We start from the raw sequence: 24,882 nt of genomic DNA, 5'->3' as shown, positions 1-24,882 counted from the left end.
TCAGTTATCCTGGTTGTCTGGCTGCGCAGACCCCGTGACCGGGGCAGCTGCGTTGAGCGGTGATTTGTCGTGGCGCGGGTCGGAGTCGAATACCAGACCGAGTTCGTCAGCACGCTGGTTGTCAGCCGCGATCTCGCGATCGATGTCCTCGGCGTCGTAACCGAAGGCCGAGATCGCTTCCGAACGCGACTGCAGGCCGGCACGGATCGCGGTGACCATTGCGTTGAATTCTTTCTGCGGATCCACCCACTGCCAGCCCTGTGGAATCCACTTGGCTGACAGGTACTCGCCACGACGACGGCTGAACCCCGGCAACGTTAGTGCGCCTTCCAGTACGGCCTGCTCCATCCAGGCACGCCAGATCGGACGGCACAGCTTATGCACGATCACGCCATGCTGGATAGCCTCACACCGACGGCGAAATTCGAGCAACCCGGCACGGATCGACGAGTAGTTCACCTGCGTCAGATCCCCCGTCAGCATCTCGTAGGTGATCCCCATTGCCGCGGCGACCGCCCGAAACTGCATGCGCAGGAATTCGGCGTAACTCGCACCGACGTCGGCGGGCTGACTGAACTTCACGTCCTCGCCGGGCTCCAGGATCTGCATCGTGCCCGGTTCCAGTCCGGCCAATGCCGCCCCGCTGGCGTCCGCCAGTCCTTCACCCATCAGGTTGTCTTCGGGCGAAAGGCGCGTGATGAAGCCCGCGAACATCGCGGCGGTTTTCTTGCGTACGAGCTCGGCATCGTCGTACTGGTCGAGTTCGTTGAGTTTGACCAAGGCGCGGGCGAGCCACGGTTCACCGCGAATCTGTCCCGGACGAAGCGGACGAAACAGATGGATGATTTCGCTGGCCGGCACCCGCACCGTGTCAATGCCGCCGATACCGGACATTGGTGCCAAGGAACCGTCGCCAGGATGCGAACGGTAGAGGTGGTAGACCACACGCCGTCCGAGTTTGTCGAATTCAATGCCCGCACGGATCACGTTTCCCGAGGCCAATTCCTGGTTCAGCGTGGCTGGGAGGTGTTCGGGTTCGAGCAATTGCAGTTGCAGTCCCACCGGCAGGCCATCCTCCGGGCGGCGGTAGCGCAGCCGCACGAGGCATTCCCCACCTTCGAGCATGGCGCGACACGCCAGAGCCTGCAGTCCGTAGAAATCAGTGAGTCCTGCGGCATCGGCTGCTTCGCACCAATCCCACCACAGGCTGTGGATGGCTTCGCGCAGCGGCTGATCCGCCAGCATGCTCTGCGGCTTGATGCCGGTCCCAATCGCGTTCGACACGAAGGCTTCGACACCCGCCGCCGCCCAGGCATTGCGCCGCACCAGATCACGGCTCTTGGCGCGCAGTTCGTTCTGGGTATACGCCAGTGCGGCGACTGCGCCGGGATTGCCGACTTGCCAGGCGAGTGCACGCCGGCCCCCGCCGACGCCATCGTAAATCGGCGACGGAGTTCCAAAGAGGCCACGCCGAATTCTGGAGAACCATTTCATCAGGTTGCTTTCCGGGTGTCGATGCGAATCTGGCGCGTGGTCGGCACGCCTGAAGCACGGGCCAGTTCATCCTCCACGGTACGAATCGCCGCTTGCAGTTCTTCGATCGATCGGTACTCGATCGTCTTGTCGCCAAAGCTCACGCGACGCTCGCCGGTAGCCAGCGCGCACTTGAGTACGTCGAGTTGGGCAAGGGTGTAGGTCATTGCTTATCCAATGGTGTTTATCGCGTCAGCCAACGGCTCTTGATTACGCGCCGCCCTGTGTTGCGGCTGCCAGAAACACCGAGGCCACCGCTGTGGGTGGCCTCGTCTGGGTGGTAGGTTTGAATCGGTGGCATTTCATCTGGCGGCCGTCCCATCCCGAGTTGTCGCTCCAGTTCCTGCCAGTGGCGTTCCTCGAAACGATCCAGTCCTGCCGCCGATGCTGCGGCGCGGGCATAGACGTAACAGTCCAGCGCCTCGTTGCGCTCGCGCATCTTTTGCCACTCGCGCACTGGGAAGCCGTTGCGGTCGCGGCGGGTGATCAGTTGCTCGGCACAGAGCTGCTGAATGAACTCGGCGTCGATCTTGGGCAGATGGACAAACCCGGCCGGAAACACCGTGGTTAATCCATCCTCGCCGACATCGGCACTCTTGCGCAGGTTGTTGTAGAACTCCAACTTGGCAATCCCACTAGCGACCGAGAACACCTTGATGCCCCGGCGCAGCTTCTTGCCGCCCTGCGTCATATCCACGGCAGTCGGCGTGCCGATCAGCGCGGCACTGCGGGCCACGCCCTTGACCGCCATCACCCGGCTGTCGCGACAGGCGCGCACGAACGCGTAGGCTTCCTGCGTGGCAAAGCCAGTATCGAGCGCAAAGCGGGCCAGCGGCATCGCCGCACCCGAGGCGTGCGTCCAGTGTTCGGAGAGCATTTCAGCAAGGCGTTTCCATACTGTGTCACGCGCCGTGTCGCCCATCAGCACGCGGTGTTCGATGAGCCACGATTCCTTGCCGCGTCCGAAGGCCCATATGGACGCCTCGATGCGATCCTTCTGGACGTCGGCACCGCCGACCAGCAGCAGACCACCGGCGGGCACGCTGCCAATCCGATAATCCTCGCGACGCTCGACGAGGCGTTGCCAGTCCGGCGCTTCGCCTTCCTCGACCCAGGTTTCGCCTAGCTCGGTGTTCTTGAAGGTCTTGATGGCCGCCGCCGAACCGGATTCCTTGTTGACGGCGGCTTCCCATGCGGCAGCAATCTCGCGCCATGAACGCCAACCCACCGGGCTGTACAGCGACGACAGGTGGAAACCAGCCGTTTTGTCCACGCTATCGGTGATCATGGCGCGCCACTCGCCGTGTTCCAGCATCCACGTTTTGTGGTGCTCGGCAATGGCGGTGTCGCACGATTCACAGACGTAGGCGGCCGTTTCCGGCTGCCCTTTGTCCCAGCGCAGTTGCTCAAAACGCAGCCATTGCCGATGCCCGCAGTGAGGGCACGGCACGAAGTAGCGGCGCTGATCGCTGGCTTCATACTCGCGTTCGATGGCACTAGCGCCCGAGATCGTCGGCGTCGAGACGATGAAGATCTTGCGCCGCGCGAAGGTGCGTGTACGGGCCTCGGCCAGCGAGATTGCATCTCCTTCACCCTCGACGTCCAACGGATAGCCGTCGACCTCGTCGAGAAACAGATACCGCACCGGCATCGAGCGCAGCCCGACCGCACTGTTGGCCCCGGTCATCACCAGCACGCCACCCCGGAACTCCTTGGCCAGGATGGTGTTGCCGGAATCCCGGCTGCGCGCCGGTGCAATCAGTTCAGCCAGTGCGGACGACTCCTCGATCAGCGGATCGATCCGCTGCTTGGAGTTGCGCTTGGCCATCTCCACTGTCGGCCACACCGCCATCATTGGCCCGGGTGCGTGATGGATCACATAGCCGATCCAGTTCGATCCCATCTCGGTCGCGCCAAGCTGTGCCGCTTTCATGAACACCACGCGTTCGACCGGCGAGGTCGGCGACAGGCAATCCATGATCGCTTTCAAGTACGGCGTGCGGCTGGTGCGCCAGCGTCCGGGCTCGGCAGACGCCTTGCTGGAGAGCATCCGGTGGCGATCCGACCATTCGGACACGGTGAGCAGCGGGTCTGGTGTCAGTCCTTCGCGCCACGCGCGTTCGATCTCGGCAGCGCCTTCGTAGTCCATGTCCATCAATCCACCCTCGGGCGCATCTCGCCCAGTTCCTGCAGGTGCTCACGCACCGCCGCCTCCAAGGCGATGTGCATCGTGTGAGGATCGACGCCGAGCTTGGCTGCCATCTGTGCCGAGATGCGTGCGGGCCAGTTGAGCCAGGCATCGCGTTCGGAGCGCGCTAGCTTGAAAACATGGGCGATGGCCTGTGGCCGATCTACCAGCTCGCCCTTGAGGCGGGCCAGGCGCACTTTGTTGGTTTGCGCCTTGACCACTTCGTTGACCGTCCGCGCTTGGAGCAAGGACGTGCCACCTGCTGGTAATGCGGCGGTGCCGTCTCCTGCGGCACCGCTGGGTTCCGGGACGGCGACCTTGACCGCGCGGGTGGCCGTGCCATTGCGCGGTGCATCGGAATTGCGCGCCCACTCGCGGTCGACGCGCTCGGCATCAATCGTTCCGTCTGCCTCCGGCGTGATCCGACCAGCAGCGATGGCCTTGCGTACCGCTGCATCGGACACCCCTCGGTGGCGTGCGTAGGCACGAATCGAAATACCCATATTTCCCCTTCGGGGCACCTTCAATCATTTATTCGTCATTCCTGCGGATTGAGCTTGGCTTCCATCTGGAACAGCGCGTTCATACGTTCGTCATCAACACCATGAAAGGACACGGACATGAGCAAGCTCGAACAACTCCTGACCCAGATCGCGCAAAACAAGCTGGGCATCGAAACCCTGGAAACCCGCCGCTCGGACAGCCTCGACTTCCACGATGTAGCGGTCTGGTGCCTACGCGATGCGCTTGAAGCTGCCTTCAACGCGGGTCTCGAGCAGGGACGCAATGCCAACCTGTCAGACAAGGCCAACACCTGATTGCGAAGCAAAGAAGCCAAGCAGAAAGCGCTTGGCTTCACTTGGGAACAGCGCGTTCATCACATCACCGTCCACCACATTGAAGGAGCAAAACATGACCACCACCAAACTGACCCCTGCCCAGCACGCGATCCTGGCCCACGCGGTTGAACACACCAGCGGCAAGATCGAATGGTTCCCCGACAACATCAAAGGCGGCGCACGCAAGAAGGTGCTCGACGGACTCTTCAACCGCGCACTGATTACTACCGAGGGCACCGACTGGTTTGTCGCTGCGGAGGGCTACGACGCCTTGGGCGTTGCGCGCCCCGGATTGAACAAGAAGCGAGTCGGTCAATTCGAAGCCAATCTCGACCGGATCATCGCCAACGCCGAAGCTGCGCCAGCGACGGCGAGCGATCCCGAACTGGAGGCCGCCGTAACCGCCGCCGAAGCAACGTGGGTCAAGCCACGCACCCGCGAGAACAGCAAGCAGGCCGAAGTGATCCGGATGCTGCAACGCCCTGAGGGCGCAACCATCGGCCAGATCTGCACCGCCACCGGTTGGCAGGCGCACACGGTGCGCGGCACCTTCGCTGGAGCCTTCAAGAAAAAGCTCGGCCTGAACATCGTCTCGGACAAGCCGCAGGGTGGCGAGCGGATCTACCGCATCGCCTGAAAACGAGCACAGCGAGTTTCGGCGATGCCAAAAAGATGGCGAGAGGAGCCATGAATAGCTTGGCTTCTCTCCCCACCAGCGCGTTCATACAGTTGTCGTGATTGACGACGCCATACCAGGAAAACCGCCATGAGCACCATGACCATCACCATCGAACGCACCCCACGCACTCTGCAGTTCGCAGGCCAAATCCTCCAGGTCGAAGAGTTGAGCATCCGCCTACCGTTTGCACGCAAACCTGCCGACCTCGGCGAACTGGGCGGGAGCGACCAGCACAAGGTCTACGTCACCGAGACCAAGGAGCTCACCCCTGCCGAATTCGACGCCTTTGGGCGCAGCCTGCTGGTGTCACGTGACTGGCTGCGTGGCAAGGGTGGCGGCACTGGCGACGGCTACCTCTGCATCGAGGTCATCGCTCCCGGACGCCCCTACCTCTACGTCAATCCCGAGGGCGGTGATTACGCCCGCTACGTAGCCCGTCTCGGGTGATCGAAATTGATCGAGAAAGAAGCTAGGAACAGCTTGGCTTCTCAATCAAACAGCGCGTTACTACAGGTGGCGCAACGATCAACCCGGAGAAGACACCATGACCACCAACCAGATCCCCACCACCCAGAACGAAGCCTGGGGTTTTTGGGGCACGATGAACGAACACGCCAGCGCCGCATGGCCCCTGGCCATGAACGCCATTTCGGAAGCCGCCCATCAGCCCCTCGAATCGGTGCGGACCTTCCTCGACAGCCGTCACGGACGCCACTTTGCCGACGACGTCCAGAACGGTTTGTACCAAGGCCAAGCGTTGCAGGATGCGATCAACGCCGCCACCCAACGTTGGATGGGCTGGACGATTGGCCGCCAGGCCAGCAAGCAGTATGGCATCCCGCGCGGCCTGCCTTACCTGACAGGCTTTGTGATCCACTGCGAAATCTGCGAAGAGATGGCTGCCTGATGACAACGTCCGCCACCGAACGGGAGCAGGCGCTGCGTTGGCAGATTGCCAACCGACGTCCAGAGGTCTCCATCGAGCAGGCTGTGCGCGTCATGTGCATGGCACTGCCGCGCGATCTCACTACCCTGCAAATCCTGCGGCGCATCGCCGAGGAAGAAGATGCCAAGCAGCCTGGCCAGCCATTCAACTGGCGCACACTTCCTGGTCTGCTGCCTCGCGGATGGCCGTCTGGCCGGTGAAGTCCTCCCACCGGCGCACGATCACATCCACGTACTTCGGATCGAGTTCGATCAGTCGCGCGACGCGACCTGATTTTTCGGCCGCAATCAGCGTTGTGCCAGAACCACCGAACGGATCGAGCACGACGTTACCCGGGCGGCTCGAATTGCGGATCGCCCGCTCGACCAGCTCCACCGGCTTCATCGTCGGATGCAGATCGTTCTTCTGCGGCTTCTTGATCGCCCACACATCGCCCTGATCGCGGTCACCACACCAGTGGCGTTGCCCACCCTCGGGCCATCCGTACAGGATCGGTTCGTACTGGCGCTGGTAGTCGGCGCGGCCCAACGTGAAGGTGTTCTTGGCCCAGATGATGAACGTCGACCACTTTCCACCGGCGGCGCGAAAGGCGGCCTGCAGCACATCCAGCTCGCTGGATGACATCGCCACATAGATGCCGCCCCGGCAGTTCGCCACGGTGGGCGTCAATGCTGCCAGCAGGAAGTCGTAGAAACCGTCACCCAGGTTGTCGTTCAGGATCGCGCGATCCTTGCCGCGCATCTTGTCCTTGGCACTGTTGGCGTAGTTCACGTTGTACGGCGGGTCGGTGAAGACCATGTCTGCCACGTCGCCTTGCATCAGTCGGGCATAGCTCTCTGGCACAGTCGAGTCGCCGCACAGCAGTCGGTGCTGGCCCATGATCCAGACATCGCCCGGGCGCGATATTGGAATTTCGCCAACCTCCGGTACCGCGTCCTCATCGGTCTGGCCCTCGTTGTGCGGCTCGTCTCCCGCGATCAGTTCGGCCAGCGCGTCGGCGTCGAAGCCGGTGATGTCCAGATCGAAACCTTCCAGCTGCAAGTCCTCAAGTTCGATCCGCAACATCGCGTCATCCCAGCCAGCGTTCTCCGCGATGCGGTTGTCTGCGATGACCAAGGCGCGGCGCTGGGTCGGGCTCAGGTGATCTAGTACGACCACGGGCACGATTTCCAGCCCGAGATTCTGCGCAGCAGCCAAGCGGCCATGCCCAGCGACGATGATGCCGTCACTGCCCGCAAGAATCGGATTGGTGAAGCCAAACTCGGCAATCGATGCAGCGATCTGCGCCACCTGATCATCCGAGTGCGTCCGCGCATTGCGGGCATAGGGCAGCAGTTTGGCTGTCGGCCACTGCTCGATCTTGTCGGCCAGCCAGTTCATGCCGCCACCTCCGTTTCGCGTTCAGTGGCGATCTCGTCGAAAGATTGGCCGGTGGCGATAAGCGTGACCGGCACGCCGGGGTGGTTTTGCTGAAAGCGCTTGATGGCCACGTCCACGTACTCCGGCGCAATCTCGACGCTGCGACAAATGCGGCCAGTGCGCTGCGCGGCCAGCATCGTCGTGCCACTGCCGCCGAACGGCTCGAACACGATGTCTCCGGCGTCGGTGTAGGACTCGATGATGAACTCCGGCAACGCCACCGGGAAGACGGCGGGGTGATCAATGTCCTGACCGATCTTGCCCTTGTGGCGCATCACGCGAATCACTGAGTCGGGGATTCGGGTGTCCTGCGTCGGTTGACCCTTGTGCGTCCAGCCGCCGACCTCGCCATCCTTACCGCGCATCGCCGTGGACGACCCGTCAGCGCGCAGGTGCGATTCCTGGCCTGCGTGCTTGCAAGGAACAATTTTGTTGGGTTTGCGGGTGCTGCGATTGAAGTGGAAAATAAACTCGAAGCTGGGAGCCAATCGGCCCTGCCAGTCGCCGGGCATGCCCGGCCCCTGATCCCAGACGTACCACGCGAAGCGCCGCCACCCTTGCTGACGCATCCAGGACAGCCAGCCGTCCCAATAGGGGATGACTTCGTTGTCGCGGTGGATCAGCCCAAGATTGACCAGCACTTGTCCGTCGCCCGCCATCGGCAGATGTGCGAACACACCGCGCATCAGTGCATCCCAATCGGCAATGCCGCCGGAGGTGTAGTCGCGCTGGTTGCCATACGGTGGCGAGGTGAAGCAAAGCTGCACGGTGTCACCCTGCATCAGCGTGGCGACCACGGCTGGGTCGGTGGCGTCGCCACAGATCAAGCGGTGCGAGCCGATGGCCCAGACATCTCCCTCGCGCGACACCGCCACCACTGGCGTGTCAGGTACGTCATCGGTCGTATCGGGTTCATCGGCGTTTGCACCATCCTGCGCCGCCGGTTCACCTTCAGTCGACGGGGCATCTGCCAGCAGCGCATCGATCTCGATGTTCTCGAAGCCGGTCAGCGCCAGTTCGAAACCCGCTTCGGACAGCTCCGCCATTTCGAGCGCCAACATCTCCTCATCCCACCCAGCGTCAAGCGCCAGTCGGTTGTCGGCGATGACCAAGGCGCGCTTTTGCGCGGTGGTGAGATGAGCCAGTTCGATCACCGGCACCTGATCCAGCCCCAGCTTGCGTGCAGCAGCCAAACGACCATGGCCCGCGATGATGCCGTTGTCGCCATCAACCAGTACCGGGTTCGTCCAGCCGTATTCAACGATGCTGGCGGCGATCTTGGTGACTTGCGCCTCGGAATGTGTGCGCGGGTTGCGGGCGTAGGGAATCAGCGCCTCGACCTTGCGGTACTCGACGTTGAGCGTATTCAAAGATGGTGTCCTGAAAATAGAAAACCCGCCGACGACAAACCGTGGGCGGGTTTTGGGGTTGGTGCGAACTGACGGGGTGCGAACTGCGAACCGTGCGAACCTTGGTTCGCACCCTGACGCTAAAAAAGCGCCGCGCTCGCGCCCCCCGCATTGGCTTTTGGCCAGGAAGGACCCATTGATTTCTGGGCTGCTTCCTCTGCCGTCACCTCTGTCCAGACGATAGATGAATACTACGCAAGATCAGGTCGTTTTGTTGCAGGGGCAAAAACCGCTGATTGCCGCGTGATGGCGCACATCACCGACCATACGCGCCAAATCACGCCAAAACCCTACGCGACCACCACACCATTAAGTTGATCTGCGACCGTCTGCAATGCCCGCTGCCAATGCCGCCATGCCGTCGTGCGGTCGCAGGCAAAGCGGATCGTGATGTCCCGCCAGCCATAGCGCTTCGCGCGCATCCATACGAGATGACGTTGCTCGATGGTGAGCCACTGCACCCAGCGCATGACCTCCAGCATTTGTTCAATTGCCTCTGGACTCGGCGGAAAGGATCGGTACACCCTCTCGTCCGCTGCAAAGGTCTCCCATTCGCTTCGGACAATGGCGGGCCAACAGTTGAAGTAACCCTGCACTCGAACAGGAGGCAACCGTCGACTGGTGCTTGCTGCCTCTTCAAACCGAGCAGCAACGTCCTCGATAGTCCACTTAGTCATTGCGTCGCCCTCCGTAGAGCCGGTCACCGATGCGTCGCACGATCTCGCGCTCGATGAAGTCCAGACGTTCGTCGGATGCATTGACCACCAGGATGTGTTGGTCACGCCAGCCACGTTCCTTGATCGCATCCAGATCCGTGGCCTGAGGCTGCAGACGCCCCAGGGGGCAGCGGTATTGGGGTGTCGGCACCTTCATGTCACACCTCCTGCGTCTCGACAGCCCAGTGCAGCAAGGCCAGGGCGTCGGCTTCGTTGTCGTCGACTGGGGTGTGACCACGCAGGCGGACGGACGCGATCATGTCGTCCTTGCCCGCATTGCCCTTGCCGGTCGCGTGCTTCTTGATCGTGCCGACTGGAACACCCTGGTAAGGGATGTTGTGATGCTCACACCACGCGGTCAGGTGTCCCATGAAGCCACCGTAGGCGTGCGCCGCATCAACGCCAGCGTGCCGTCGAACCTCCTCGAAGAACACCGCGTTGATGTGATTGCTGGCCGAGAGCAATTCGTTGAGCCAGCGCTTGAAACGGAGGAAACGCATGCCGCCCCCTTCAAATCGCTGCGGCTTGAATTGCTCCGTGCCGCTAGTGATAGTGCCGTCCAGGTGCTGCAAAGCCCACCCGGTGTGCGTGCCCAGATCAAGGGCCAAGATTGTCGTGTTCATCGTCGTGCTCCAGTTCGGGGGCGAGTGACGGATGCGACGGGTTCTTTGGAAAACAGCCTTTACGTGCGCGCACGCGTAGCGCGTCAATCAGGAAACCCGTCAAATCCGTCACTCGCCCGGATTGCTCAGTCATCTCGGTAGGGGTAGCCATGGCTATACGGCTTGGGCCTGAGGGCTATGCCCGTGATCCCACGTGCGCCCCCGGTCAGCCGACACTTCTCGAACTTGCGGGCCGCCATCAGTTCGGAGAAGCGCTTGACCGAGCCCACGTACTCACCCGCGCGCTCAGCCCATTCACGCCAGTCGGCGAACAACTCAGAAACGCCTTCACGGTGGGTCTTGGCCAGCAGGCAACGCTCTTCGATCCACTGCCCGAGCGCGTCCTCGGCCTCGAAATACTCCTCAGTCGCCGACACCACACTGGCGGGTGGCTTCAGTCCTTGGCGTTGCCAAAGGCTGCAGCCCTCGACCGCCCACGCCAGAATGCCGTCCCGTTCCTTGAGCAGCTTTTCCGTCAGCCTGCCGTCACGCCGCTCGGGCGGGATCGTCACCGTGAACGGGATCAGGTGCAGCCGCCGCTTCATCGCCTCATCCACGTTGCGGATCGATGGCTTGTGGTTGCCTGCGATCACCAACTTGAACTGCGGCACGTACTCGAAGAAGTCCTGGCGCATGAAGCGTGCGGAAACCTTGTCGCCACCGGTGATGGCCTTAACCTTGGATTCGTTCCAACGCCGACCCTGTTCGGTTTCGATGGATGACACAAAGCGTGCGCCGCGCAGGCCCGCCAGATCGGTCGGATGTCGGTCGGTGCGCGCCTCCATGAACGTGTCCATCGGCGCGTTGGCCGCGTAGTCGCCCAAGATGGTGGTCAGGACGTTGACGAACACCGACTTGCCGTTCGCGCCGGTCCCGTACAGGAAGAACAGCGCGTGCTCGCTGGTCACGCCCGTCAGGCAGTAGCCAACCATCAGTTGCAGGTAGGCAATCAGTTCAGCGTCACCGCCTGTGACGTCGGCCAGGAATGCGCGCCACGTCGGACTGTCGCCCTGCGGTGTGGCCGTGGTCACCTTGGTCATCCGATCATCGCGCCGGTGCGGTCGCATGCGGCCCGTGCGCAGATCAACCACACCGCCTGGTGAGTTGAGCGCCCAGACGTCGGCATCCCACTCCTCGGCGGTGGACGCGTGCTTGGGATCGGAGCGTGCGATTTTCTCGACGGACGAGATCGTGGCGGAGCTGGCCAGCTTGCCTGTGAGCCGAGGGCTGTCCGCCTTGAGTGACGCCATCCGGCAGATACCACGCGCCAGATGAGACACATAGAGCACCTGATCCGGATTCCAGCGCACGCCGGTCCAAACCAGCCATTTGCCCCAAAGCGCGCAGTAGCGCCAGTCCTCGCCATAGCGGCGTGTGAAGGCCGAGGACAAGCCGTCCTCCGTAGTCCAGTCGACACCGGTCAGCAGATCCGGTGGTGGCGTCTCCTCGACCGACCGCATCACCGGCATCCGCTCGCCGACGGCGAGGAAGCCCCTCACATCGAAGCCGTCCGGAATGGCGTCAGCCGCATCCCATCCTTCCGGCTTGTCATCGGGTGGCACCAGGATGGCGACCGTGGTCGCACCCGCGTTAAGGATTGCTTGCGATGCACGGTCAGCGTAATCCCAGCCTGGCGCGTCCCGGTCAGGCCAGATCAGCACGGATTTGCCCACCAGCGGCGACCAGTCGGTCTTATCGACGGGAGCGTTTGCGCCATGCATGGCCGTGGTTGCCACCACGCCGATGGCGATCAGGGCCTGCGCACACTTCTCGCCCTCGACCAGCACAACGTGACCAGCGGCAGCCAGCCCCGGCTGGTTGTACAGCGGGCGCGGATCGGGCGGAGTCATCTTGCGCCGCTTGGCATCCCACGGCCGGAATTCCTTCTTGCGCCCGGTTGGGTCGTAGCGGTACACGACCGCAATCAGTTTGCCGGTGGCATCGAAGTAGTCCCACTTGGCCGTGGCCGGGCCGAGATCATCAACCGGAGCTTCCTTCTTGGCGCGGCGTACCGGCACTGATCGCGAACGACCGAGCAGATCAGCTGCCTCGTCGAGCACCCGGGGAAAGTCGGTGTGGACGTTGGCCCCGAGGTAGGCGGCGATCAAGGCAAAGATGTCACCGCCATCGCCCGTGGCACGATCCGTCCAGAGACCAGCCTTGTCGCCTTCGAGTACCACCTCAAGGCTGTCGCCCGGGCTGCCCAGGATGTCCCCGATCAGAAACTTGCCACGACGCTTCTTTCCTGCCGGAAACATCGTGGTCAGGACTGATTCCATGCGTGCGATCAGTTCAGTGCGAATCTCGTCCCGCTCGCTGTCATTGACGTTGCGCCGGCCCGTTTCTCCCGGTGGTGATGTGTCATTGAAATCAAGCATCGGCACCACCCTCGTGTGACGTCTGCTGCGCAGCGATCCAGGCTTCCAGCTCGTTGGGTTTGAAGCGAACCAGTTTGCCGACGCGGTAATGCGGAATGCGACGCTCCTTTCGCTCCTTGGCTTGAGAGAGCCAATACGACGGCAGATTGAACATCAGTGCAGCCTGGCGCACGTCGATCAGCTGCTCGCCCAGTACGTAATTCAAATTCGAGGTATTCATGCTTGTGTCCTCCAGCAGCGGTCTTGCCACGCGCACATCCGGCACTCAAAGTGGGTCGAGTCATGGAAGGCGCGCGGCAGGAGCTCTCCCGCCTCGGTCGCCGTGATGACCTTGACCGCCCGATCCGACATGCGTTGGGCCAGTGCTGCGTCAAAGGGCACGAGCTCGGTGTAGATCTCCATCGTGTCGGCGTTGAGTGCCGTGAAGATCGCCGGGTGCTCGTGCAGTTCGAGATAGGCTTGGTAGATCGCCACTTGCGCGGCGTAGACGGGCTTGGAGAGAGTCAGGCCCTTCTTGTCCAGATCGCTCCAGGACTTGTTGCCGAGACACTTACATTCCCAGAGCACGGGATAGGCGAAGCCATCGGGGCCGCCGACGATGACGCCGTCGATGTGGCCCTGCAGGCGGCCATCGGCCACCGAGAAACCGAACTGCTCGCCGTCGGCCTTGCGGGTGCGCAGGTCAAAGCCCGCGTCCCGAAGCCACGCGACCATGCAGTCCTCCATGACGTGACCGCGTTCGAAGATCCGCAGCATTCGGCCCGGGGTGTCACGCCCGTGGTCGATGGGTTCCTTGGCGTACTCGAACTGCAGCGCTCGCTCGCAGGCCACGCCGAGGCGCGAGGCCCCGAGGTACTGGCGCTCGGACTGGCGGGCGCGAGCCTGCTGCAGGCCCGTGTCCACCAGGGCGGTGACCTGACCCGAGATGCTCGATGAGGAGTTGAAGTCGATCATGGCTTCTTCCCCTTCGGCTCTTCCCAGGGCAGGTCGTCCTCCAGATCCGCGAACGGGTTGGCCAGAGGGTCGGGCGCAGGCGTCATGCCGCGTACCGGTGGGTACTTGCTCGCCTCGTGGTGCGCGACCATTGCCTCGGTGTAGCAAGTGACGATGGCGTCGATCACTTGCAGCGCCTCGGCTTCGGAGTAGTCGCCCAGCGGCTTGGTGAAGCCAATCTCGCCCGCAGCCTCGCCGAAGGCCTTGAGGCACTTCTTCATCGCGGCTAGTTCGACATCAGATGGATCGATCATGGCGACCTCCGTACTGTCGACGCGACCTTCCTTGACCCGCAGCCAGTTGCCGTACAGCGCATGAAACGCGTTTTGGCAGCGTTGTGAGCAGAACACCCAGTCGATGGGATAGCGCCGGGGATGGCCGACACCGTGACGGTTGTCGGTGTGGCCGAATCCCCGGGCCTGTCGTTTGCAGACCCAGCATTTCATTGGCCTCCCTCACTGTGCCCACGACGGCTTGCCGGTCACCGGTGCGCGTTGTGGAGCCGGTGCCTGATACGCAGGCGCAGCCGCCTGCGCCGGAGCGCCGGAATGTCCACTGCCCGGAGCCTTGGGCGGCACGCCCATCAGTTTTGCGTAGTCGGGGTGATCAGGCTCGACCGCGATCTTGACCACGTTCCGGTCTTGGCCCTTGCCATCCTTCTCAATGTCCACGCGCGCCAGAAACTCCAGGCCATCCAGTTCATGAAAACCCTGGATGCGGCGCGCGGCGGCGGCCTGCGGGCTGTTGTCCTGGGGATGGACGTTGCGGGCGCTGTTGAGCGCGGCGCGGATAAAACTGCGCCCCATCTGACCCCAGGTCGGCCCCTTCTTGGAGTGCAGGCCGATGTTGCTCCACATCTTGCGCTTGGCATGGTCGCCCGCCGTGACGACAAACTCGGCGGCGAGGTAGACAGAGCCGGTTTCGAAGGACTCGGTGGCGTAGCCGCCGCCCCAGCCTTGTTCCGGATCGTCATAACCACCGGGCTTGATGGTCATGCGCACTGGCACGACAGCCCCCTTGGGGATCAGGTCAAAGCCCGACTGTTGAGGATCGGCATCTTGGAAGTCAAAATAGTTGGAAGACATGGCGATTACTCCTTGGATTCGGTGGTGTTTGCTGTAGTGGGGGTGCCGGTGCTGCCGGGCATGGGCAATGGCGACTGGCCTGCGCACTTGGCGATCAGTGCGCCGAGATGCGGCGGCTCCAGCAGGTCGAGGCGACCGCTGCGGTCTTTGGCCGGGAAACCGTAGGGATTGACGGTGTGCGTGACGAAGGCGCGGTAGGTACTGCCGTCCTCGGCCTTGATCTCGGCCAGCGTCACGACCTCGTCGACGATGCCGGGCAGCTCCAGGCTGGTTTTGCTGCCTTCGATCTGCGGCACGAACACCTTTCGGTTGTAGTCATCGAGACGTTCGTCGAGGATGGCGACGAACACCACGTTCATGCCGCGTGCGTGCTGCAGATGAGTCAGTGCGCCGATCATTTCCTGGCCAAGCAGGCCATATGCGGCGCGCAGATCTGGCTTGCCGGAACGGTCGCTGGTGGCTCCGGGTTGCGTCTTGCACCACGCGAAGCACTGCCGGGACAACTGCGTGATCGAGTCGAGGAAGAAGGTCTGGTAGCGGTCGAGCTGCGTCGGGTCGCCAAATTTCTCGATGACGTGGTCGTAATGCGCCTGCGAAAACGCGCTTTCCGGCGGCAGTGACTTGTCCGGGCCTGCAAGGAACACGAAAAAGTCGCGGCTTTCCGGCCACGATGCCGGTCGGATGGTGTCGCCCGGCCAATCGGCCACGGCGAGATCGCCCGCCTCGATATCTAGGAACAAGGTGGTGGCAGGGTCGAGGTCTTTGAGCCGGGTGGTCTTGCCGATGCCGGATTTGCCCAGCATCAGCAACTTCACACCCTTGCGCTCGGCCAAGCGCTGCTGCGCGGAAATGATCGGGAGGGACATCACGCCACCTCCTTCAGTTGTTCCGCGACCGCCGGATTCCAGAGGATCTGGTAGCCGCTGTGGCCGTTGCGCGAGTACGGCATGGCTTCGGCCCATGCTTCACCGGCCTCGGTCAGCTCCCACTCGTCCCGGTCGTTGCGGAACTGAAGGCCGCCGGACGCCAGCAACTGGTTCGTGGCTTTGGCTGAGCGACTCAGCAATTTGCCAAGCTGTGTGGCGTTGAGCGAGCAGATCGGTTCGTTGGCGGCAGGCAAAGCGCGGCGCAGCACTTCCGTGGTCAGGCCGGTGTTTTCCTGAATGCAGGTCAACGTGGCAGCCATTGCAATGCCGGTCTTGACGCCCGGTACCTTGGCGACCGCTTCGCCGATCAGCAGGATGGCGGTGACGCGATCTTGGGTCGGTGCGGGCAAGGCAGCCATCGTGGTGGCGGCGGAATACGCCCCTGTCTTGCGGATTGCAGGCAGCACTTCACCGGTGATCCAGCGCTTGAAGCGCTTGGCGGCATCCTTGGTGCTACCGAGGATCAGGGCGTAAAGCCCCGACTCGTTGACGTGGTTTTGGCGTTGACGGCCACCCGCCGTAAGGGTCTCCAATTTCTGGAGATCCTCGGCATCGACGTGGGACTTGATCGCCTGAGACGGATTGCCCATCTCCAGGGCGTCGCAGACATCGGAGGCGTTGAACCACGGCTGCCCGAGTTCATCGACCTGGACGCGCACGGCGTGCGCTTCGAACTGGAAGGGAATGATCGCGCTCATGATCAGTCCTCCCAAGACACATCGGCGATACGGTCGGCTCCACGCGCGGCACGTTTGCGCACCTCGGTGTGGAGTTCTTCCAGCGCGGTGCGGCGGCGGCCGAGCGCCAGCGATTCCGCGTTGGCTGTCTGGATGGCAAAAGCCAGCTCGTCCACAGTGGCGACTTCGAGCGGGACAACGACGTCCTGACCGTCCGCGCGGCGATACCGGATTTCGTCAGGGAGGTGTTCGCCGTAGATGGACGGCAGCTGTTTACGCAGCGAGGCGATGAGATTGGTGCTCATGGTCATTACTCCGAATCGATGGAAAGGGTGAAAGACGGCTTGCCGGAATCCACGGTGCGAGCGGCGGCGAACTGCTGTTGCAAAGCAGGCGGCCAGTTCGTGAAGCGGGATTCGGAGACGGACAACTTGATGTCGAGGTAACCCTCGACCTTCTCGCCTGAGGCGACGATGCGCTCAGCGATCTCAGCCAGTTGCTTCTGATCCCAGCTGACCTTCTTGGGCAGCTCGAACTTCAGGTGCAGCGGGCCATCGCTGATGTGTGCGGTGCCGAAGTCACGGCCGGATTCGCGCAGCGCGGTCCGTGCCTGCTCGCCGTAGCACTGATCCAGTGCCGCATCGAACTTGGTGCGCGCCTTCTTCAGCCAGTCGATGGCTGCATCGAGGTTCTTGTCGATCTCGTGTTTCTGCGCGGGCGGCAATGCGGCCAGTTGGCTGACCGACATCTCGGCGATGTCGGCAGGAAAGATGGTGATGTCATTCATCGCATATCTCCTCAAACCGCCGCGCGTTCGGATGTCGAGTCGTGCAGCGCTTCGCGCTCAAACTCGAGGATCGCGTCGACCGGGTAGCCGACACGCTTGGACAGCTTCAGGTAGCGTGGACCGCGACCCTCACTGCGCCAGCGCTGCAAAGTCTTGGGGCTAACGCCCCAGCGTTGCGCGAGCTCGTTTTCGTTGAGCACGCGGCGATCACCGGGTGACATGGTGTTGATCGCCTGCTGTGGCGACCGGGGGATACCGCTGGTTGGTGTCTGCATGGAATGCTCCTGTGACGTTGTTGAGTAACAGGTGTCATTCCAAACTTCGGGTGGCGAACCTTTAAGGGACGCAATGGCGAACCACGACGGAACTCCGGGTTCGCCAATGGCACAGTGCAGAAAAGCAAACGGCGAGCACATGGCTCGCCGTCATCGGATGTATCTGGAAGCAGATCAGGCGTCGGAGAAACCGAGCAATCGACGCTGCGCAGCCCAATCGCGCGGCAGTTGCTCTTGGCGGCCACGCAAGGTGTGCAGATTCAGGTGGCGTGGCTGACGTCCTTCGAATATCGCCTCCACGATGTCGGGGGCCAACATGGTCATGCGCAGGACCTCGGCAGCCCAGCCCGGTTCCACTTTCATGGCGTGCGCCAAGTCCGTTGTCGTGGAGTAGGTGCCATCGTCGATCAAGCGCTTCCAGTAGAAGGCCTTGCCCAGCGTTTTGATCATCGGCACATCGAAGCCACCGATTCGGTCCGCGATCTCGGGGGCTGGCGGTATCAGCAGCTTCCGGTTCTGGCGGCGCTTGATCGTCAGGGGCACCAAGGTAACCCGCTGCCCCTCGCTGACATAACTGCGCGCCTCGGCTCCGATCTCGATGCGGACGGCGCGCTGGCGCGGGTGGGTCGTGGCATTCATGCCAAAGCCTCCTCGACACGCTCTTGGGACTCTTCGATCAAGGGATGCGTGCTGATGTCCGCACCGAATCCGATCCAACCGTCCTCTCGCCAAACGATATCCAGGCCGTGCCCGTGTAGTTGCACGCGTTCGATCAACAGCCGTGTGATCCGTTGCTGCTCGGCAGGGAACAGTTGCGACCACACGTCACCGATGCGCTGCATGGCGACCACCACCTGTGCCTCGTCCAGCGTCGCCCCCGCCGGATGCTGCTGGCAGGATCTCCACACTGCAATCAGCATTTGCGGCGATGAGAGCGCAGCATGGATTTGCGCCAACACGGCATCTTCGATCTCGGCGGCTGGCAGGTGGCCCACGTCCGGCGTATGCGGAGCCAGGCTGGCACCGGCGTTGCGCCGCTTGTGCAGGTAAGGCACGTAGTAGCGGTACTGCCGACCATTTTTCTTTTTGACGAAGGAGTGCAACATCCGTTGGCCATCCGGTGCAAACAGAAGTCCCGCCAGCAGTGCCGGATGCTTGGCTCGGTGTTCGCGCGGAGCCTGCTTTCGCCTCTCAATGAAGGCGTGTGCCGCGTCCCACAATTCTTGCGAAATGATGGGGTCGTGCTGGGCCGAGTACCACTTCTCGTGATTGCAGATTTCACCGAGGTAAATGCGGTTACGCAGCAAGGTAAAGAGGTACTGCTGATCGATGCTGCGCCCCAATCGCTCCCGGCCGGACTGGGTGACCCATGCCTTGGTGGTATGCCCTTCGATATCCAGTTCGCGGACGAGTCGCGCAGCCGAGCCATGCTCGGCGTAGCGGCGGAAGATGTCACGTACCAGCGCAGCTTCACGGTCGTTGATGACGAGCTTGCGTTCGACCACGTCGTATCCGAGGGGCGGGACTCCGCCCATCCACATGCCTTTGGCCTTGCTGGCGGCGATCTTGTCGCGGATGCGTTCGCCGGTGACTTCGCGTTCGAACTGCGCGAATGACAAAAGGATGTTGAGCGTCAATCGCCCCATCGATGTGGTGGTGTTGAACTGCTGCGTGACCGCGACAAAGGAGACGCCGTTGCGGTCGAAAACGTCGACCAGCTTTGCGAAGTCCGGCAGGCTGCGCGTGAGGCGGTCGATTTTGTAGACGACCACGGTATCGATCTTCCCCGCCTCGATATCGATCATCAGTCGGCGCAACCCGGGCCGTTCCATGTTTCCGCCAGAGTAGCCGCCGTCGTCGTATCCGTCGTCGACGGCAATCCAGCCTTCATGTCGTTGGCTTGCAATGAAGGCCAAGCCCGCATCACGCTGTGCCTCGAGGCTGTTGTATTCCTGGTCGAGGCCTTCGTCAGTGGACTTGCGTGTGTAGACGGCGCAGCGCTTCTTTGGCGTGACTGCGGGAATCTGGTTTCGACGCACTGAGCTCATGCTGCCCCCTTCTTCGAAGCTGGTGCCTTCAAACCGAAGAACACCGGGCCTGACCAATGGCTGCCTGTGATGCGCTTGGCCACAGCGGACAGGCTCTTGAAGCGTTGCCCCTGGTACTCAAAATCATTCGATCCGCGCACCAGCACACGATGTTCAATGTCGTCGTAGATGCGTGTCAGGACGGTACCGGGCAGTAGGCGTTGGCTATCGCCGCGCAGTTGCTTGGGCAAGATGCCGGTTTCGCCAACCTCCTCGAGCTTCTTGCGCAGTGACGGTTTCAAACCGCCAAACGCGCACTCCTGCATTCGGTAGGCCAGGCGACTTTCCAGCCAGACCCGATGGTGATGATTCGGCCGTTCATCGAAATGGTCGTCCCAGAGTGCCCAAAGACCATCCATCGAAAGATGGGGAATAGCCGCGACGCGGGCGGCGACTGAGGCGGGCGTGGGTGAGGTTGCGTGTGCTGTCATGGGCGAACTCCGTTGTTGTGATCGGGGTTCGCATTCACGCGCTGTTGGCCGGGGAAGCCAAGGCAAACGTGCTCGCTGTTTTTGGGGATGTCGCGCGATTGGCGGGCACGAAGGCGCAGCAGCGCGGCAGCCAACAGATCAGCGATTTCTTGATGCCCGTGCCGTGGCCGGTCAGGTGATGTGCAAATGGAGATAGGTTCGATTTCTGTCATGGTAAGCGTTCCGATGGAAAACGCTGCTCATGCTAGAAACCAAGGGCACTTCGCGTAACGTGATTTAGCGTGAGTGCGCGGACTGCACGTAGTAAAGATGACTTTCCAGGTTCCTTATAGACTGCCGGAAATTCAGAAAAGCGCGCCTGTCGCTAGGAGTACCTGGGACAACGATAAACGGCGTCCCTCCGGGTGGCATCAGGCGGCCATGCTTGCCTTTTCGAGAAAATGACCAGTTTTTCTTCAGTTGCTGCCTCACCAATTCATTGATCTCTTTCATCGAGCAGTATTTCATTGCCATTCTCCCCGACGATTGATGAACCCCCACTTCCCTCCCTGACGAACAGCTGCTTTGCCGTTTTGAAATGGCTTTGCATCCTCGTACTTCGGTGCGATGACCCAGTTTTGTTGCTCGTTTATAAAACCCCATCGTCCATTGGCATGCTGGACTGCCGCAAGTCCATCGCTGTATGCCTGGACATTTCTGTAACGTGGCCCGGTTGATTCACATCCGCTTATGGCGAGAAACAGCGGAACTGCAAGCATGGCAATATGTCTTCTCATTTCACACTCCGATAGCCTGAATAATTTAGACGGCTTGCAGCTAGTGCAAGCCGTCAGTTGCCTTAACGATTACTTCTTGGGCGCTGGCGGGTTATTGCCGCGACCGCCGCCTGAAGGGTTGCCGGTTTTGCTTGGCCAGTTCGGGTTGCTGTTGCTCATGATGCTTCTCCTGTGTAGTCCCCGATGTTTCCCGCACCAGGCCTGGGGGCGCCTCTGCGGTATCGAGGCGATTTGCCTTCGATGTCGAGCAGTATCAAAGCGACGAGAGAATTGGCCACGGAAAGATCACGAACACACCGATTCCCCGCTCACAGGTACGAGACAAAAGGTGTGTTCGTGATCTTTCCTTGGCGTCTGAGTCCCCAAGTTGGTCTAATCTGCCCACCACGCACAACACCGAGAAAGCCATGGCCCATCTCCCCTCCTTCGAGGAGATCCTCACTGAAGTCCACTCCCGCTTTGGACTCAAAGCATTGCCCAACAAGGGCCGGTTCACCGGCTATGAACTGGAGGTTGATGGCCACGTTGACCGGCTCGGGCAGTTGCTTCTGGGTATTTTTGATGCGCTCGAACTGGATGAGCGTGCTCGTCGGGATGCGACACATCTCATAGAAAAACTGGCAGGAATACTGAAAGCGCTGGAACTTCGCACGTGGACAGGGAATGCCAACCAGAAGCAAGTCCTCTGGCATCTGTTGATTTGCCTACATGTGCCAGTTTGGGCGCGGAATGTGGCGTTCTGGTCGTTGGCAAACGTTGAGCACGATTTACCGCCAATCGACGCTGGTATGCCCGGTGGTGAATTCTGGTTTTTGCCCACCGGAAACGAAAGTACAGGTGAGGTTTATTTACCAGTTCCAAAAGTGCTGCACTGGCTGCTGGACTTACTTGGTGAGCCCTCCCTTGAAACACTGCGTGATGCTCTTGGCAGTGCGCGACTGCGCGAAATGGAAGGTGGCAACGATGCCGTGGTTCGAACCTTACGCAATTGGCTATCTGGCGGCATTCCAAAAAGCGACAGCAAGATCGGCGAGATTTTTTCGGATGACGCTAAGCTGGTGTTTAGCGGTGCATTTGAGCTTGATGTCGAGGACTCTCCAGAAGCGCAATTCGATTCCGCACTGACATTTGTGCTTAATCGCAAGCTGGGGATTACTCAATTGAGCAATCAAATCCCCATGACGCCAGAACGGCTGCTGCCAATTTTCGAGAAAACTGCCAGCGAAGAAGAAAAGTCGACGTTCGTTCGGCACGTGGGCTCCCGATACGCAGCGCCATCAATGGCTAATATTCGGCAACGGCTGAGGGTGGCACGCCTGACGCAGGCAGGTTATCAAGACCTTGTCGGTTTCCTTTGCCCAGAATTGAAGCCTGAAGAAGCGAATGACCCACAGCGGAACAAGGTTCTGCAGTTGATTGCACTCTTTGAAACGATTTACAACAAGACAATTCAGGCGTGGCATCACGGGCACTCCGAGGCAGAGCAGGATGCTTGGTTTGAAAAGCAGTTCGCACCATGGGACCGTTACGACCTGTTGCTGGCGATTATGTCCTCCATCAATTGGGAGGACAGGGTTCGGCTATTAGCGGAGCGCTTGACCCGTCTTTTCTTTTCACTCGATCCAGAACAAGAGCTTGAGAGCATCCTGCCAGTGAGCGCGGAGGATCTAGCTGCCGTGTTGCGCCCCAGGCTTGAGCGTATTCAAATCGAGTTTGACGAGGACAAACGGGCGCAGGCACTTTGCCAGCGGGTAAAGGGATCATCGCCCTACCGCGCACTACAGAGCGAGGCAAATTTTTTTGTACTTGAGCGTTTTGCCCAATCAAATGGCTTGAGTGAGAAAATCCGGCAAATGGCATGGAATCGCATGGCCGAGGTTGCGTCGAACGCCCTTGATCGAGGCACTCTACGATTAATTGAGTTTAATAATTTGCTAAACGGCAATCCATCTGCCTGGCCATCAGATATTTGCTCGATAGTAAAAGAAAAACTGGCTGCGGCCGAAGAGGATAAGGAAGCATGGGAACAGTGGAAAGCGCCATTTCTACGCTTCAAAGCCAAGCATGCCCTTTTTGAAAACCGGTTTGATGACGCTGAGAAGCTTTTTAAGTCTGCACTCGCCGCGTGCTCAGAGCGCGCCTTTGGTGGTCTGCGTGGCGAAATTGCCCGCGATGGATTTGCCGTTTCGATTACCCGATCTGCGCTCAATCGGAAAAACCATGAACCGTACTATCGAAACATGGTTCATTTCATCGAATTTGAAAATGGTGTCCCATCGTTTGAGGATGCTGCAACGGAGGTTGAGGAGTTTTTCTGGGGAACGCTTTATCACCCGTATCCAGGGCTGGATTCTCTCGCTGACGCCTCTCGAAAAGGCCTATATAGCGCATTCAAGGATACGTTCGGGCTGATCGAAAAAGCCGACTGGGATGGTTTCAACCGTTGGCTCAGCAAGAATGGTAATTGTCTTCGGCATAGCGATTTCAAAGATGTGCGGCGAAGCAGCGCCCTTATGCAATCGTTGAAATGGCTTTATGAATTTGAGGACAAACTACCCTCACTTCGCGCGATGACACCGTCCGAGCTGCAGGGCGAGATATTCAAGATTGAACAGCATCTTCGGAACAGAAGACACTCAATTCGCCTGCTCCTTGATGCGTGGCCAGAGCAAGCCAAACTTGTCGATTTCAAGGGGCAGACACCATTGATGATGGCGGCGAACCATGCCGACTTTCATCTGGTTGAGCTGTTGCTCCCGCTGTCTGAAATTGACGTGCAAGACTATCTTGGTCGGACTTCGTTGCATGCCGCTGTAGCGGGACGCTCCTTGGACTGCCTTGCAGCAGTGCTGGCATTGAATCCCGATGTTATGCGAGTAAGCCATGGGGAAGAGAATACGGCAGCGCATACTGCGGTACGTTTTGGCTGGGTGGATGGTTTGCGCCTTCTATTGGATGAATTTCCCGGGCTGGTCGGAGTGAGGAATGTTTTTGGACATACTCCGATCGTCATGGCTAAAGAACTACTTGAAAACCATGAGTCGTGGCGTACCTTCATGCGGGAGCAAAAAGCGCGGGCTATCGGAACTCGAAGCGACTTTGAACGAATAGTTGAACTGCTGGGGGTATACGACTCTGAATCAGCGAACGGGCATCTGGCCGTTTGAAATGAACTGATCGAAGCTGTCAAAGCTCTCGCCGTCTTGCCAAGACCGATCCCATGACCGTGGTTCAGCACTTTCCAGTAGCAGAAGGGTCAGGACGCGATCTCCTGTGGTGTAGCTGTGCTTGAACTCGCGCAACTTCATGTGTGGTGCCTCCTCCGGGCACCAGATCGCGGCAGACATCTCCGTGCCATCCCACTCCTGCTCAACGGTGGAATCAGCAGCCAGGGTGCCGGGTAATGGTTCCTGCGGATCGTCAGTGCGCCGAATGCGGGCGCGCGTCTTGACCGCGCTGCTGCTGCGCCATTCGTACTTCACGAAACCGTTGTCCCAATAGACAAGGATTGCCCGCTGCGTGGTGAATTTGATGAACCGAATGCACAGCGCCTCGAACGACACCTGGAACCGTTTGGCAAGGGCGCTCAGGACATGCAAGTCGATGCGCTGGTTCGAGATCCACTCGCGCAGCAAGTCGCCAGGCATCAGCAGGTTGCTGGCAAAGTCGTCCGCCTCACGTTCGATGACACGGATAGTGTCAGCGCCGGAGTACACGCTTTCCTTGTCGCAGTTGAAACTTTGCCGCTGATCGCGGTGAAGGATGAAGTGGCCCAGTTCGTGAGCGATGGTGAAACGCTGGCGCTCGGGGTTTGCCTTGCCGTTATAGAAGATGCCCCACTCTGCGGTGTCCTGTGGGTTGCGCACCAGCATGCCTTCGCAGCTATTGATGTCCAGCACCATCGGGGCCTTGATCTCCCGCACCCCTTTGCCGTAAGGCGTCTCTGGAAGCATTTGCCGGACGACTTCCAGATCCACGGCATCCGGCATGCCGTCGGCGTGCCACGCCCGCAACCATCTCAAGACGGTGCTGGCCACGATGGAACCGGTTAGGGGCTGGGATGAGCTCAATTGTCA

31 protein-coding genes are annotated in these 24,882 nt (G+C 60.7%); 6 read left to right on the top strand and 25 right to left on the bottom strand.

What is annotated here, in order from left to right; all coding sequences use genetic code 11:
• Genes ED236_RS08255 through ED236_RS08240 form a run of 4 tightly spaced genes read right to left on the bottom strand, consistent with a single transcriptional unit; the run spans position 1 to position 4,224 of the window.
• Positions 1-1,494 carry a phage portal protein gene (locus ED236_RS08255; protein ID WP_123237503.1) on the bottom strand — a complete coding sequence of 498 codons (1,494 nt, stop codon included), beginning with the start codon at positions 1,492-1,494 and terminating at the stop codon, positions 1-3.
• On the bottom strand, positions 1,494-1,700 hold the full coding sequence (locus ED236_RS08250; RefSeq protein WP_123237502.1) for a phage head-tail joining protein: 207 nt from the start codon (positions 1,698-1,700) through the stop codon (positions 1,494-1,496). Before ED236_RS08250 ends, ED236_RS08255 begins: the two co-directional genes overlap by 1 nt.
• Before the next feature lie 17 nt (positions 1,701-1,717).
• Positions 1,718-3,688 (bottom strand): phage terminase large subunit family protein, encoded by a 1,971-nt coding sequence (locus ED236_RS08245; protein ID WP_123237501.1) that lies wholly within the window; start codon positions 3,686-3,688, stop codon positions 1,718-1,720.
• Entirely contained in the window at positions 3,688-4,224 is a 537-nt protein-coding gene (locus ED236_RS08240; protein WP_123237500.1) for an elements of external origin, read from the bottom strand. The genes ED236_RS08245 and ED236_RS08240 overlap by 1 nt, the downstream gene beginning before the upstream one ends.
• Before the next feature lie 117 nt (positions 4,225-4,341).
• Between ED236_RS08240 and ED236_RS08235 the strand changes: the two genes are divergently transcribed.
• The 5 genes from ED236_RS08235 to ED236_RS08215 all read left to right on the top strand — a co-directional run bounded on the left by ED236_RS08235 (position 4,342) and on the right by ED236_RS08215 (position 6,385).
• Positions 4,342-4,539 carry a DUF6900 domain-containing protein gene (locus ED236_RS08235; RefSeq protein ID WP_123237499.1) on the top strand — a complete coding sequence of 66 codons (198 nt, stop codon included), beginning with the start codon at positions 4,342-4,344 and terminating at the stop codon, positions 4,537-4,539.
• Positions 4,540-4,633: 94 nt separating this feature from the next.
• Positions 4,634-5,197 (top strand): DUF3489 domain-containing protein, encoded by a 564-nt coding sequence (locus ED236_RS08230; RefSeq protein ID WP_123237498.1) that lies wholly within the window; start codon positions 4,634-4,636, stop codon positions 5,195-5,197.
• Positions 5,198-5,404: 207 nt separating this feature from the next.
• Complete coding sequence (locus ED236_RS08225; protein ID WP_240032083.1) at positions 5,405-5,686, top strand: hypothetical protein; 282 nt, start codon at positions 5,405-5,407, stop codon at positions 5,684-5,686.
• A 97-nt stretch (positions 5,687-5,783) separates the two neighbouring features.
• Positions 5,784-6,146 (top strand): hypothetical protein, encoded by a 363-nt coding sequence (locus ED236_RS08220; RefSeq protein WP_123237496.1) that lies wholly within the window; start codon positions 5,784-5,786, stop codon positions 6,144-6,146.
• On the top strand, positions 6,146-6,385 hold the full coding sequence (locus tag ED236_RS08215; RefSeq protein WP_123237495.1) for a hypothetical protein: 240 nt from the start codon (positions 6,146-6,148) through the stop codon (positions 6,383-6,385). The genes ED236_RS08220 and ED236_RS08215 overlap by 1 nt, the downstream gene beginning before the upstream one ends.
• Here the strand turns inward: ED236_RS08215 and ED236_RS08210 are convergent.
• The 20 genes from ED236_RS08210 to ED236_RS08110 form a co-directional block, all read right to left on the bottom strand.
• The gene (locus tag ED236_RS08210) at positions 6,330-7,565 is read right to left on the bottom strand and encodes a site-specific DNA-methyltransferase (RefSeq protein WP_123237494.1); all 1,236 of its coding nucleotides are present in this window, start codon (positions 7,563-7,565) and stop codon (positions 6,330-6,332) included. The genes ED236_RS08215 and ED236_RS08210 overlap by 56 nt on opposite strands.
• Positions 7,562-8,974 (bottom strand): site-specific DNA-methyltransferase, encoded by a 1,413-nt coding sequence (locus tag ED236_RS08205; RefSeq protein WP_123237493.1) that lies wholly within the window; start codon positions 8,972-8,974, stop codon positions 7,562-7,564. Before ED236_RS08205 ends, ED236_RS08210 begins: the two co-directional genes overlap by 4 nt.
• Before the next feature lie 329 nt (positions 8,975-9,303).
• On the bottom strand, positions 9,304-9,690 hold the full coding sequence (locus ED236_RS08200; protein ID WP_123237492.1) for a DUF6362 family protein: 387 nt from the start codon (positions 9,688-9,690) through the stop codon (positions 9,304-9,306).
• Positions 9,683-9,886 carry a hypothetical protein gene (locus ED236_RS08195; RefSeq protein ID WP_020200558.1) on the bottom strand — a complete coding sequence of 68 codons (204 nt, stop codon included), beginning with the start codon at positions 9,884-9,886 and terminating at the stop codon, positions 9,683-9,685. The genes ED236_RS08200 and ED236_RS08195 overlap by 8 nt, the downstream gene beginning before the upstream one ends.
• Before the next feature lies 1 nt (position 9,887).
• Entirely contained in the window at positions 9,888-10,352 is a 465-nt protein-coding gene (locus tag ED236_RS08190) for a crossover junction endodeoxyribonuclease RuvC (protein WP_123237491.1), read from the bottom strand.
• A 125-nt stretch (positions 10,353-10,477) separates the two neighbouring features.
• Positions 10,478-12,769: a phage/plasmid primase, P4 family gene (locus tag ED236_RS08185; RefSeq protein WP_123237490.1), complete on the bottom strand. Its 2,292-nt coding sequence runs from the start codon at positions 12,767-12,769 to the stop codon at positions 10,478-10,480.
• Complete coding sequence (locus ED236_RS08180; protein WP_123237489.1) at positions 12,762-12,989, bottom strand: helix-turn-helix domain-containing protein; 228 nt, start codon at positions 12,987-12,989, stop codon at positions 12,762-12,764. The genes ED236_RS08185 and ED236_RS08180 overlap by 8 nt, the downstream gene beginning before the upstream one ends.
• A complete protein-coding gene (locus tag ED236_RS08175) occupies positions 12,986-13,723 on the bottom strand; it encodes a PD-(D/E)XK nuclease family protein (protein WP_123237488.1) in 738 nt (245 codons plus the stop codon). The genes ED236_RS08180 and ED236_RS08175 overlap by 4 nt, the downstream gene beginning before the upstream one ends.
• A complete protein-coding gene (locus ED236_RS08170) occupies positions 13,720-14,208 on the bottom strand; it encodes a DUF6511 domain-containing protein (protein WP_123237487.1) in 489 nt (162 codons plus the stop codon). Before ED236_RS08170 ends, ED236_RS08175 begins: the two co-directional genes overlap by 4 nt.
• A gap of 9 nt (positions 14,209-14,217) precedes the next feature.
• Positions 14,218-14,847: a hypothetical protein gene (locus ED236_RS08165; RefSeq protein WP_088861529.1), complete on the bottom strand. Its 630-nt coding sequence runs from the start codon at positions 14,845-14,847 to the stop codon at positions 14,218-14,220.
• A gap of 5 nt (positions 14,848-14,852) precedes the next feature.
• Positions 14,853-15,713, bottom strand: coding sequence for an ATP-binding protein (locus ED236_RS08160; protein WP_123237486.1), 861 nt, complete (start codon positions 15,711-15,713; stop codon positions 14,853-14,855).
• Entirely contained in the window at positions 15,713-16,471 is a 759-nt protein-coding gene (locus ED236_RS08155) for a BRO-N domain-containing protein (protein WP_123237485.1), read from the bottom strand. Before ED236_RS08155 ends, ED236_RS08160 begins: the two co-directional genes overlap by 1 nt.
• Before the next feature lie 2 nt (positions 16,472-16,473).
• Positions 16,474-16,755 (bottom strand): hypothetical protein, encoded by a 282-nt coding sequence (locus tag ED236_RS08150; protein WP_123237691.1) that lies wholly within the window; start codon positions 16,753-16,755, stop codon positions 16,474-16,476.
• Between the two features lie 5 nt (positions 16,756-16,760).
• On the bottom strand, positions 16,761-17,237 hold the full coding sequence (locus ED236_RS08145) for a hypothetical protein (protein WP_020200568.1): 477 nt from the start codon (positions 17,235-17,237) through the stop codon (positions 16,761-16,763).
• Positions 17,238-17,248: 11 nt separating this feature from the next.
• Positions 17,249-17,512 carry a helix-turn-helix transcriptional regulator gene (locus ED236_RS08140; protein WP_020200569.1) on the bottom strand — a complete coding sequence of 88 codons (264 nt, stop codon included), beginning with the start codon at positions 17,510-17,512 and terminating at the stop codon, positions 17,249-17,251.
• 174 nt (positions 17,513-17,686) lie between these two features.
• The gene (locus ED236_RS08135) at positions 17,687-18,151 is read right to left on the bottom strand and encodes a hypothetical protein (protein WP_123237484.1); all 465 of its coding nucleotides are present in this window, start codon (positions 18,149-18,151) and stop codon (positions 17,687-17,689) included.
• Positions 18,148-19,560, bottom strand: coding sequence for a recombinase family protein (locus tag ED236_RS08130; protein ID WP_123237483.1), 1,413 nt, complete (start codon positions 19,558-19,560; stop codon positions 18,148-18,150). Before ED236_RS08130 ends, ED236_RS08135 begins: the two co-directional genes overlap by 4 nt.
• Positions 19,557-20,030, bottom strand: a complete 474-nt coding sequence (locus tag ED236_RS08125; RefSeq protein WP_123237482.1) for a DUF2924 domain-containing protein — start codon at positions 20,028-20,030, stop codon at positions 19,557-19,559. Before ED236_RS08125 ends, ED236_RS08130 begins: the two co-directional genes overlap by 4 nt.
• Entirely contained in the window at positions 20,027-20,242 is a 216-nt protein-coding gene (locus ED236_RS08120) for a hypothetical protein (protein ID WP_123237481.1), read from the bottom strand. The genes ED236_RS08125 and ED236_RS08120 overlap by 4 nt, the downstream gene beginning before the upstream one ends.
• A gap of 291 nt (positions 20,243-20,533) precedes the next feature.
• A complete protein-coding gene (locus ED236_RS08110; RefSeq protein ID WP_123237479.1) occupies positions 20,534-20,806 on the bottom strand; it encodes a WG repeat-containing protein in 273 nt (90 codons plus the stop codon).
• Between the two features lie 407 nt (positions 20,807-21,213).
• On the opposite strand from ED236_RS08110, the gene ED236_RS08105 reads away from it, so the two are divergent.
• On the top strand, positions 21,214-23,973 hold the full coding sequence (locus ED236_RS08105; protein WP_123237478.1) for an ankyrin repeat domain-containing protein: 2,760 nt from the start codon (positions 21,214-21,216) through the stop codon (positions 23,971-23,973).
• Here ED236_RS08105 and ED236_RS08100 read toward each other — a convergent pair.
• The gene (locus ED236_RS08100) at positions 23,947-24,843 is read right to left on the bottom strand and encodes an ImmA/IrrE family metallo-endopeptidase (RefSeq protein WP_205125662.1); all 897 of its coding nucleotides are present in this window, start codon (positions 24,841-24,843) and stop codon (positions 23,947-23,949) included. The genes ED236_RS08105 and ED236_RS08100 overlap by 27 nt on opposite strands.
• Positions 24,844-24,882 lie beyond the last annotated feature (39 nt).

Source organism: Pseudomethylobacillus aquaticus, assembly GCF_003730115.1.
GTDB classification, from domain to species: Bacteria; Pseudomonadota; Gammaproteobacteria; order Burkholderiales; family Methylophilaceae; genus Pseudomethylobacillus; species Pseudomethylobacillus aquaticus.
This window is presented reverse-complemented; position numbering and strand designations above follow the sequence as displayed.

Bases quoted from the DNA above. Each gene is read 5' to 3' on its own strand.
- ED236_RS08255 (WP_123237503.1), bottom strand. From the start codon at position 1,494: ATGAAATGGTTCTCCAGAATTCGGCGTGGCCTCTTTGGAACTCCGTCG.
- ED236_RS08250 (WP_123237502.1), bottom strand. From the start codon at position 1,700: ATGACCTACACCCTTGCCCAACTCGACGTACTCAAGTGCGCGCTGGCT.
- ED236_RS08245 (WP_123237501.1), bottom strand. From the start codon at position 3,688: ATGGACATGGACTACGAAGGCGCTGCCGAGATCGAACGCGCGTGGCGC.
- ED236_RS08240 (WP_123237500.1), bottom strand. From the start codon at position 4,224: ATGGGTATTTCGATTCGTGCCTACGCACGCCACCGAGGGGTGTCCGAT.
- ED236_RS08235 (WP_123237499.1), top strand. From the start codon at position 4,342: ATGAGCAAGCTCGAACAACTCCTGACCCAGATCGCGCAAAACAAGCTG.
- ED236_RS08230 (WP_123237498.1), top strand. From the start codon at position 4,634: ATGACCACCACCAAACTGACCCCTGCCCAGCACGCGATCCTGGCCCAC.
- ED236_RS08220 (WP_123237496.1), top strand. From the start codon at position 5,784: ATGACCACCAACCAGATCCCCACCACCCAGAACGAAGCCTGGGGTTTT.
- ED236_RS08215 (WP_123237495.1), top strand. From the start codon at position 6,146: ATGACAACGTCCGCCACCGAACGGGAGCAGGCGCTGCGTTGGCAGATT.
- ED236_RS08210 (WP_123237494.1), bottom strand. From the start codon at position 7,565: ATGAACTGGCTGGCCGACAAGATCGAGCAGTGGCCGACAGCCAAACTG.
- ED236_RS08200 (WP_123237492.1), bottom strand. From the start codon at position 9,690: ATGACTAAGTGGACTATCGAGGACGTTGCTGCTCGGTTTGAAGAGGCA.
- ED236_RS08195 (WP_020200558.1), bottom strand. From the start codon at position 9,886: ATGAAGGTGCCGACACCCCAATACCGCTGCCCCCTGGGGCGTCTGCAG.
- ED236_RS08190 (WP_123237491.1), bottom strand. From the start codon at position 10,352: ATGAACACGACAATCTTGGCCCTTGATCTGGGCACGCACACCGGGTGG.
- ED236_RS08185 (WP_123237490.1), bottom strand. From the start codon at position 12,769: ATGCTTGATTTCAATGACACATCACCACCGGGAGAAACGGGCCGGCGC.
- ED236_RS08180 (WP_123237489.1), bottom strand. From the start codon at position 12,989: ATGAATACCTCGAATTTGAATTACGTACTGGGCGAGCAGCTGATCGAC.
- ED236_RS08175 (WP_123237488.1), bottom strand. From the start codon at position 13,723: ATGATCGACTTCAACTCCTCATCGAGCATCTCGGGTCAGGTCACCGCC.
- ED236_RS08170 (WP_123237487.1), bottom strand. From the start codon at position 14,208: ATGAAATGCTGGGTCTGCAAACGACAGGCCCGGGGATTCGGCCACACC.
- ED236_RS08165 (WP_088861529.1), bottom strand. From the start codon at position 14,847: ATGTCTTCCAACTATTTTGACTTCCAAGATGCCGATCCTCAACAGTCG.
- ED236_RS08160 (WP_123237486.1), bottom strand. From the start codon at position 15,713: ATGTCCCTCCCGATCATTTCCGCGCAGCAGCGCTTGGCCGAGCGCAAG.
- ED236_RS08155 (WP_123237485.1), bottom strand. From the start codon at position 16,471: ATGAGCGCGATCATTCCCTTCCAGTTCGAAGCGCACGCCGTGCGCGTC.
- ED236_RS08150 (WP_123237691.1), bottom strand. From the start codon at position 16,755: ATGAGCACCAATCTCATCGCCTCGCTGCGTAAACAGCTGCCGTCCATC.
- ED236_RS08145 (WP_020200568.1), bottom strand. From the start codon at position 17,237: ATGAATGACATCACCATCTTTCCTGCCGACATCGCCGAGATGTCGGTC.
- ED236_RS08140 (WP_020200569.1), bottom strand. From the start codon at position 17,512: ATGCAGACACCAACCAGCGGTATCCCCCGGTCGCCACAGCAGGCGATC.
- ED236_RS08135 (WP_123237484.1), bottom strand. From the start codon at position 18,151: ATGAATGCCACGACCCACCCGCGCCAGCGCGCCGTCCGCATCGAGATC.
- ED236_RS08130 (WP_123237483.1), bottom strand. From the start codon at position 19,560: ATGAGCTCAGTGCGTCGAAACCAGATTCCCGCAGTCACGCCAAAGAAG.
- ED236_RS08125 (WP_123237482.1), bottom strand. From the start codon at position 20,030: ATGACAGCACACGCAACCTCACCCACGCCCGCCTCAGTCGCCGCCCGC.
- ED236_RS08120 (WP_123237481.1), bottom strand. From the start codon at position 20,242: ATGACAGAAATCGAACCTATCTCCATTTGCACATCACCTGACCGGCCA.
- ED236_RS08110 (WP_123237479.1), bottom strand. From the start codon at position 20,806: ATGAGAAGACATATTGCCATGCTTGCAGTTCCGCTGTTTCTCGCCATA.
- ED236_RS08105 (WP_123237478.1), top strand. From the start codon at position 21,214: ATGGCCCATCTCCCCTCCTTCGAGGAGATCCTCACTGAAGTCCACTCC.